We start from the raw sequence: 6,855 nt of genomic DNA on the forward strand, positions 1-6,855 counted from the left end.
CGGCAGCTGTCCACGGCCTCCGCCGGACCCACCCAGTGCACCTCGTCGAACGCCTCGTAGGCGACGTTGCGCGGATGGATGCTGCTGCCCAGCCCGCGCATCAACCGCGGCCGGGCCGGCTGCCCGAAGATCGTGGAGCCGGTGGAGTCGACGCCGATCAGACCGAGTGCGGGCCAGTGCCGTCGCAGCGGGCCGATGATGCCCGCGCTGTGTCCGCCGGTGCCGACACTGCACACCAGGATGTCCACATGGTCGAGCTGCACCGCGAGTTCGGCCGCAAGGGACGCGTAACCGGCCGTGTTGTCGGGGTTGTTGTACTGGTCGGGCCAGTACGCGCCGGGCAGCAGGGCGAGCAGTTCCCGCAGCCGGGCGAGCCGGGCCGCCTGCCAGCCGCCGCGCGGCGCCGGGCGGTCGACCAGCTCCAGCCGTACGCCGTGGGAGCGCAGCAGCTGCCGCATGGACGGCTCCAGTTCACTGTCGCCGACCAGCACCACCGGATGCCCGAGGGCCTGACCGGCGAAGGCCAGTCCGATGCCCAGGGTGCCGGACGTGGACTCCACGACCGGAGCGCCGGGCCGCAGCTCACCGCGCTCGCGGGCCCCCAGCAGCATGGACACGGCGGCCCGCGCCTTCATGCCGCCCGCCGAGAGCCCTTCGAGCTTGGCCCAGAAGCCGGGCTGCGGGCCGGGCAGGTCGGCGGTGATCCGCGCCAGCGGTGTACGTCCGACGAGGGACAGCAGTTCCGGCCGGGCGACGGAACGCAGAACGGTCGGCGAGGTCACCGGCCACCTCCCGGACCAGGACACTCCAGGCGGTAGCGGTGCAGGACACCGGGACCCGCGTCCAGCCAGAAGAACGGGTACGGCTCGGCGCACACGGCGCTCACCCCGTGCCCGAGGAAGCGGGGCAGTACCGCGCTGCCGGTCTGCGCGAACATCACCAGCTGACTGCCGTGCCGCAGGGCGTGGCGCCGCAGCGGTTCGAACGTGTCGTTGCCGAGCGTCATCCCGGAGACGAGCAGCGCGTCACAGCGGCCGGCATGGCCGAGCGCGTCGGTGACGACCTCCTCGCCCCACTCCGTCACCCCGCCCTTGAGATCGCACGGTACGTACCGGAGCGCACGGGAACGCAGCGCTTCCAGCAGGGAGTTGACGACCCCGACGACGAGGACCGTCGAGCCCGCCGGCAGGTCGAGCAGGTCGACGACCGCGTTCGCCCGCGCCCGGGACTTCTCCAGGGAGGTGCCGGCCGGCAGGGGGAACGGACGCGCCCCGTTCCCGGGGGTGTGCGGGGTGACGTGCATCAGATAGGCGTCGAGCGCCGCCACCCGCACCGGCGCCAGCGGATGGTCCAGCAGTCGGGCCACATCGGCGCCCACGCAGTCGTCGATCGCCGTGTCGGGCAGGGCGCCCGGCTCGACCGCGCAGGAGCCGACGGCACCGGCGAGCCGCAGGCTGAGCACCTCGTTGCGGTAGCCGGTGCCGCGCCCGTCGTGCCGTACGGCCTGCCGGGTCGCGAAGGCCACCGCGATCCGCAGGGTCCTCGGGTCGGGACCGAGTTCCCCGGCCCGGGCCCGCTCCAGCAGTTCCTCGTACGTGGCCGCGCGGGCCGTCATGGCGATGGTCACCGGATCACCAGCCCGGCGCTCAACTCGCCGAGCAGCGCCTCGACCTGAGCCCGCGCGCCCTGCCCATGGGGGTCGCCCACCATGACGTGCCCGAGGTACTCGTTGTTGCTGCCGGCCGGCCTGACCGGCCGTCCCGCCTCGGCGAGCTGCGCCTCCAGAACCCCGTCGGCGCCCCTCAACGGGGTGTCCTCCAGGGCGTCGAGCGTGCCCGACACCTCGGGCACGAGGAAGCCGACCGCCGCGCTGCGCAGCCCGGTCTCGCGGCGCGTCAGGTCGGGCGCGACACCGAGGGCGACGTCGACGGCGGCAGCGGCGAGATCGATGCCGGTGACATGCCGGATCAGTTCGGTGATGCGGTTCCCGGCGGGCCGCGGGTTGACCTCGACGACACGGGGTCCGTCCGGGGTCAGCTTGATCTCGGTGTGCGCCACGACGCCGTCGGTCAGCCCGAGGGCCTTGAGCGCGCCGAGTGCCGTCTGCTCGGCGGCGTCCGCGTCGGCCGATGACAGGTCGGCGGGGAACATGTGCCCGGTCTCGATGAACGCCGGTGCCCCGCCGAGGCTCTTGTCGGTCACCCCGACGACGTGCACCGCTCCCGCGTACGAGACGGTCTCCACGCTCACCTCGGGGCCGGTCAGCAACTCCTCCAGGAGCACGGCGGGCGCCCGCCGCTGCCCGCGCGCGTTCAGTGGGAAGTCGGCCAACGCAGCCACGGCGGCCGCCAGTTCGCTCTCGTCGTCGACGCGGCGCACATACATGCCCGCGCACAGGTCGACCGGCTTCACGACCAGCGGATATCCGATGTCCCGTGCCGCCCGCGCGAGATCGGCCCACTCCTCGTGGACGGCGAAGCGCGGCCCCGGCACCCCCGCGTCGGTGAGGACGCGGCGGGTGGCGTCCTTGCGGCAGGCGTTCTCGACCGCCTCCGGGCCGGGTCCGGGCAGCCCGAGGCGCCCGGCGATCCGGGCGACGGCCGGCAGGTAGTAGTCGCAGGACGAGATGACCCCGTCGAAGCCGAACACGCCGTCGAGCCGCTCGATCTCCGGCAGCAGGGTGCCGAGGTCGTTGGTGTCGGCCGTGATCACATGGCGCGCGCCGAGCAGGGGGTGCGCGGTGCCCTCGGGGGCCGAGCGCAGGTAGTGGTGCAGGTCGCGGGTGAGGAACGTGAACTCGTGTCCGCCCTCCCGAACGGCCCGTGGCAGCAGCCTGCTCATCGATCCGACCCAGCTCTCGACCACCAACAGATGAGCCACGGCTCCCCTTTTCGTGCGGTGTGGTTCAGGCGTCAGGGCAGCCCGACGGCGCCTCGACAGGGAGGCGCCCGGGTTGACATGCTCACCTTATCGATAATCATTTTCATTGTCATGTGGTTGGAGTGGCGGAGCGGGGGAGACGTTCTCCCTGTGACGAACCACCAGTTGACGACGCTGTTCCTCGCCCTCGCCCTGATCTCCCTGCTCGCGTTCGGCGCGGGCGCGCTGGCCCGGCGGCTGAGGCAGCCGCCCGTCGTCGGCGAGGTCCTCCTCGGTGTTCTGCTCGGCCCGACGCTGCTGGGTGAGGCGGTCTCGGGCGCCCTCTTCCCCGACGACGTCCGGCCCTTTCTGACCGCACTGGCCAACCTGGGCGTGGCCCTCTTCATGTTCACCGTCGGCGCGGAACTCGACACCGGACTCCTGCGCGGGCACCGGGTCGTGGCCGGTACCGTCGCCGCCGGTTCCGTCGTCCTGCCCTTCGGGCTGGGCGCGCTCCTCGCCCTCCACCTGTTCGACAGCCACCCCACCGCCGACCGGACCGGGTTCGTGCTGTTCATGGGCGCCGCGATGTCCGTCACCGCGTTCCCGGTGCTGGCCCGCATCCTCACCGACCGCGGGATCCGCCACACCTGGCTGGGCGCCGTCGCGCTGGCCTGCGCCGCGATCGACGACGTACTGGCCTGGACCCTGCTCGCCGCGGTCGTGGCGATATCGGGGGCGGCCACCGGATCGCAATGGCTCCTGCTGCTGTTCGTGCCCTATGTGCTGCTGATGTTCGCCGCGGTCGGACCCGCGCTGCGCCGCTTCCTGGCCGGGCCGTGGGCGGCGGACCGGGGCCGTTCCGCCTCGACGGTCGTCACCCTGGCCGGTCTGCTGGCATCCGCGGCCTTCACCGAATGGATCGGACTCCACTTCATCTTCGGGGCGTTCCTCTTCGGCGCGATCATGCCGAGACGCGCCGCGCGCGACACGGGTGACGGCCGGCCGGACCCCGCCGCTCAGGTGCCCGTGCCTTCGGGGCGGGTCTCGGAACGGATCTCGGAACGGATCTCGCACCTCAACGACCTTCTGCTGCTGCCCGTCTTCTTCGTCGTCGCGGGCCTGAAGGTCGATCTGTCGGGCATGGACGGCGGCGATCTGACCGAGCTGGCCCTCATCCTCGTCGTGGCCGTCGGCGGCAAGTTCATCGGGGCGTTCGGCGCGGCCCGCGCCACCGGACTGCCGGGCCGTCCGGCGGCGGCGCTCGCCGTCCTCGTCAACACCCGCGGTCTGACCGAACTCGTCATCCTGACCGTGGGCCTGCGACTCGGGGCGCTGGACGACCGGTTGTACTCCTCCATGGTCGTCATGGCCCTCGTCACGACGGCGATGGCGGGGCCCCTCCTGCACCTGATCCTGCCCACGCGCCCGGCGGCACAGGACCTTCCGGACGCCGCCCCCTACCCGATCTCGACCACCCGCGCCCAGTCCGGCGGTGAGTCCGGCACGTAGTCGGGGTCGTCCTCGTCCCAGGAGTGGCCGTGCCGGGGGAACAGGCCCACCACCGTCCGGCACGCGGGCCGGGTCGACGGCCACGGTGTCTGACCGTCGGTGAGGACCACGACGACATCGGGCCGGGGCCGCGACCGCAGAGCCCGGGCGAAGCCGCTCCGCAGATCCGTACCTCCGCCTCCCACCAGGGGGATGCCCTCCGCCCGGCACAGCGGATGGGCGATCCGGGCCGCCGCGTCGCAGGGCACCACGGTGACCAGGTCGCGTCTCCCGCCCACGGCACGGGAGATCGCGGCCACCTCCAGCAGCGCGCTGCCCAGTTCGGCGTCGCTGACCGACCCGGAGGTGTCGATGATCACCGAGACCCGGGGCGGGGTCCGCCGCAGACTGGGCAGCACCGCCCCGGGCACCCCCGCCGACCGCCGGGACGGCCGGCCATAGGTGTAGTCGTCGCCCCCGCCCGCGACGGCGACCGCCGCACGCACCGCCGCGCCCAGCAACTCGCGCCAGGGTTGAGGCGGATGAAACGCGTCCTCCGCCCACCGCCGCCACCCCTCCGGGGCGTGGCCCGGGCGCCCCTTGATGCCCTGGGCCACCCGGAACCGGACCCCGTCCTTCTCCTGCTCGCTCAGGCCGTGCGCCCCGTCCGGACCGAGGTCCCACTCGCGCTCCAGCCCGTCGGCGCCGCTGCCGCAGTCCAGCCAGGCCAGATCGTTCATCAGCGGCCCGAGCCGGAACAGCCGCAGGTACTCCTCCATGAGCAGTCCCTCGTGCAGCCGCAGTGTCGCCGGCTCGACGGCGCCCTCCGGCTTGACCAGCCCGTCGCCGAACGCGTCGTCGTTGATCTCGCAGTCCGCGGCGATGTTCATCCGCAGCCGGTCCCCGGGACCGGTCAGCCCCAGCTCCTTGGCGATCCGGTCGCCGCGCCCGTGGTGGTCGCGCAGCAGATGGGACACCTCGTGCACCCAGACGCCCGCCAGTTCCTCCACCGGTGTGCGGTCCACGAAGGCCGGGGAGATGTAGCACCGCCAGTGCGGGTCGACGGCCATGGTGGGCACCTGCCGGGACACGACGGGATGCAGCGCGAACAGCGCCGTCGCCAGATAGGGCCGCGCCCTCGCCGCCTGGAGCCGGGCCGTGAACAGCTTGTCGCGGTCCAGTGCCGCGTCGAGGCGCGCCCTCGTCGTGTCGGCGCTCATCGGCGGACCTTCGTCGCGGCGGCGCGGCTCGCCGCCTCGTCCGCACGCCGGGACAGCGTGACCACTCCGGCGAGCTGCTCGATCTCCGCCGGCACGTCCCAGTCCGCCCGGCGCAGCGAGGCGAGCGTCGTCGCGGGGACGACCACCAGATCCGGGGCGCCCGTCTCCAGCGCCCGGACCAGCAGCGACCACGCGGCGTCCCAGCGGGGCTTCTCCGGGCGCGCCCGCACGGCCGCCACCACCCCGTCGAGCACCGCCTGACGCAGATCCCCCCGGTCGGGCAGCTCCGCGCCCGCCGGGTCCGCGAGCAGCTCCTCGGGGTCCGGCAGGTCCATCCGGTCCAGGCTCGCCAGCAGTTCCAGCCCCGGACCGTCGCCGACGGTGCCTCTGACCAGCAGGGACAGGACGTCGCGGGAGACCCCGGAGGCGGTGGCGAAGGCGATCAGCCGCAGGGTCATCTCCCAGCTGCGCGGCGAGGGCCAGGCGCCGCCCCGCCGGCTCTCGCTGTTGGGCAGCTGGTGCACCAGCTTGGGGCGGGCGGCGAGCAGCCCGCACACCGCGCGGCGGGCGTGGTCGACGGCTTCCGGGAGCCGCTCCGGGGCGAGCCGGGGCAGGGTCGCGCGCGGCCAGGTCCCGCCGAGACCCCGGACGACGACCTCGTGGTCGTGGGTCCACTGCAGGTGTACGAACCGGTTGGCGAGCGGCGGGCTCAGCTCCCAGCCGTCGGCCGCCGAGGACCGGGGATTGGCGGCGGCCACGATCCGCACCTCGGACGGCAGTTGGAGCGTGCCGATCCGCCGCTCCAGCACCAGCCGCAGCAGGGCGGCCTGCACGGCCGGCGGCGCGGTCGACAGCTCGTCCAGGAACAGCAGGCCCCGCCCGGCTCGCACCAGGCGCACCGCCCAGTCCGGCGGCGCCATCGGTACGCCCTGCTCGGCGGGATCGTCGCCCACGACGGGCAGGCCCGAGAAGTCGGACGGCTCGTGCACGCTCGCGATCACCGTCGTCAACGGCAGGTCCAGCGCGGCGGCGAGCTGGGTCAGCGCCGCCGTCTTGCCGATCCCGGGCTCACCCCACAGCAGTACGGGCAGATCGGCGGCGACGGCCAGCGTCAGCGCCTCCAGCTGGGTGTCGGGCCGGGGCTCGGTGGTGGTGTCGCGCAATAGGGTCAGCAGGGCGTCGGCCACATCGAGTTGGGAGGCGAAGGACCCCTCCATGGAGGGGGAAAAAGGGGCAAAGGGTGCGTAAGTCGTCATGTGTGATCACCTTTGGGTGTGTGGTGGGG

General features: G+C 73.4%; 6 protein-coding genes. 1 reads left to right on the top strand and 5 read right to left on the bottom strand.

All coding sequences use genetic code 11. The annotated features are described in order from the left end of the window. The 3 genes from AOK23_RS38500 to AOK23_RS38510 all read right to left on the bottom strand — a co-directional run. On the bottom strand, positions 1–782 hold a 782-nt coding region (locus AOK23_RS38500; protein WP_055717119.1), incomplete at its 3' end, for a PLP-dependent cysteine synthase family protein. After that, positions 779–1,615 carry a Rossmann-like domain-containing protein gene (locus AOK23_RS38505; protein ID WP_055717124.1) on the bottom strand — a complete coding sequence of 279 codons (837 nt, stop codon included), beginning with the start codon at positions 1,613–1,615 and terminating at the stop codon, positions 779–781. The genes AOK23_RS38500 and AOK23_RS38505, both read right to left, overlap by 4 nt. A gap of 8 nt (positions 1,616–1,623) precedes the next feature. Next, complete coding sequence (locus AOK23_RS38510; protein ID WP_206336411.1) at positions 1,624–2,880, bottom strand: ATP-grasp domain-containing protein; 1,257 nt, start codon at positions 2,878–2,880, stop codon at positions 1,624–1,626. Positions 2,881–3,030: 150 nt separating this feature from the next. Here AOK23_RS38510 and AOK23_RS38515 point away from each other — a divergent pair, with 150 nt between their 5' ends. Beyond that, the gene (locus AOK23_RS38515) at positions 3,031–4,371 is read left to right on the top strand and encodes a cation:proton antiporter (RefSeq protein WP_107102974.1); all 1,341 of its coding nucleotides are present in this window, start codon (positions 3,031–3,033) and stop codon (positions 4,369–4,371) included. Here the strand turns inward: AOK23_RS38515 and AOK23_RS38520 are convergent. Both AOK23_RS38520 and AOK23_RS38525 read right to left on the bottom strand, forming a co-directional pair. After that, a complete protein-coding gene (locus tag AOK23_RS38520) occupies positions 4,320–5,570 on the bottom strand; it encodes a vWA domain-containing protein (RefSeq protein WP_055717122.1) in 1,251 nt (416 codons plus the stop codon). The genes AOK23_RS38515 and AOK23_RS38520 overlap by 52 nt on opposite strands. Further along, positions 5,567–6,826, bottom strand: a complete 1,260-nt coding sequence (locus tag AOK23_RS38525) for an AAA family ATPase (protein WP_055717123.1) — start codon at positions 6,824–6,826, stop codon at positions 5,567–5,569. Before AOK23_RS38525 ends, AOK23_RS38520 begins: the two co-directional genes overlap by 4 nt. Positions 6,827–6,855: the final 29 nt, after the last annotated feature.

It is taken from the genome of Streptomyces torulosus, assembly GCF_001419765.1.
Lineage (GTDB): Bacteria > Actinomycetota > Actinomycetes > Streptomycetales > Streptomycetaceae > Streptomyces > Streptomyces torulosus.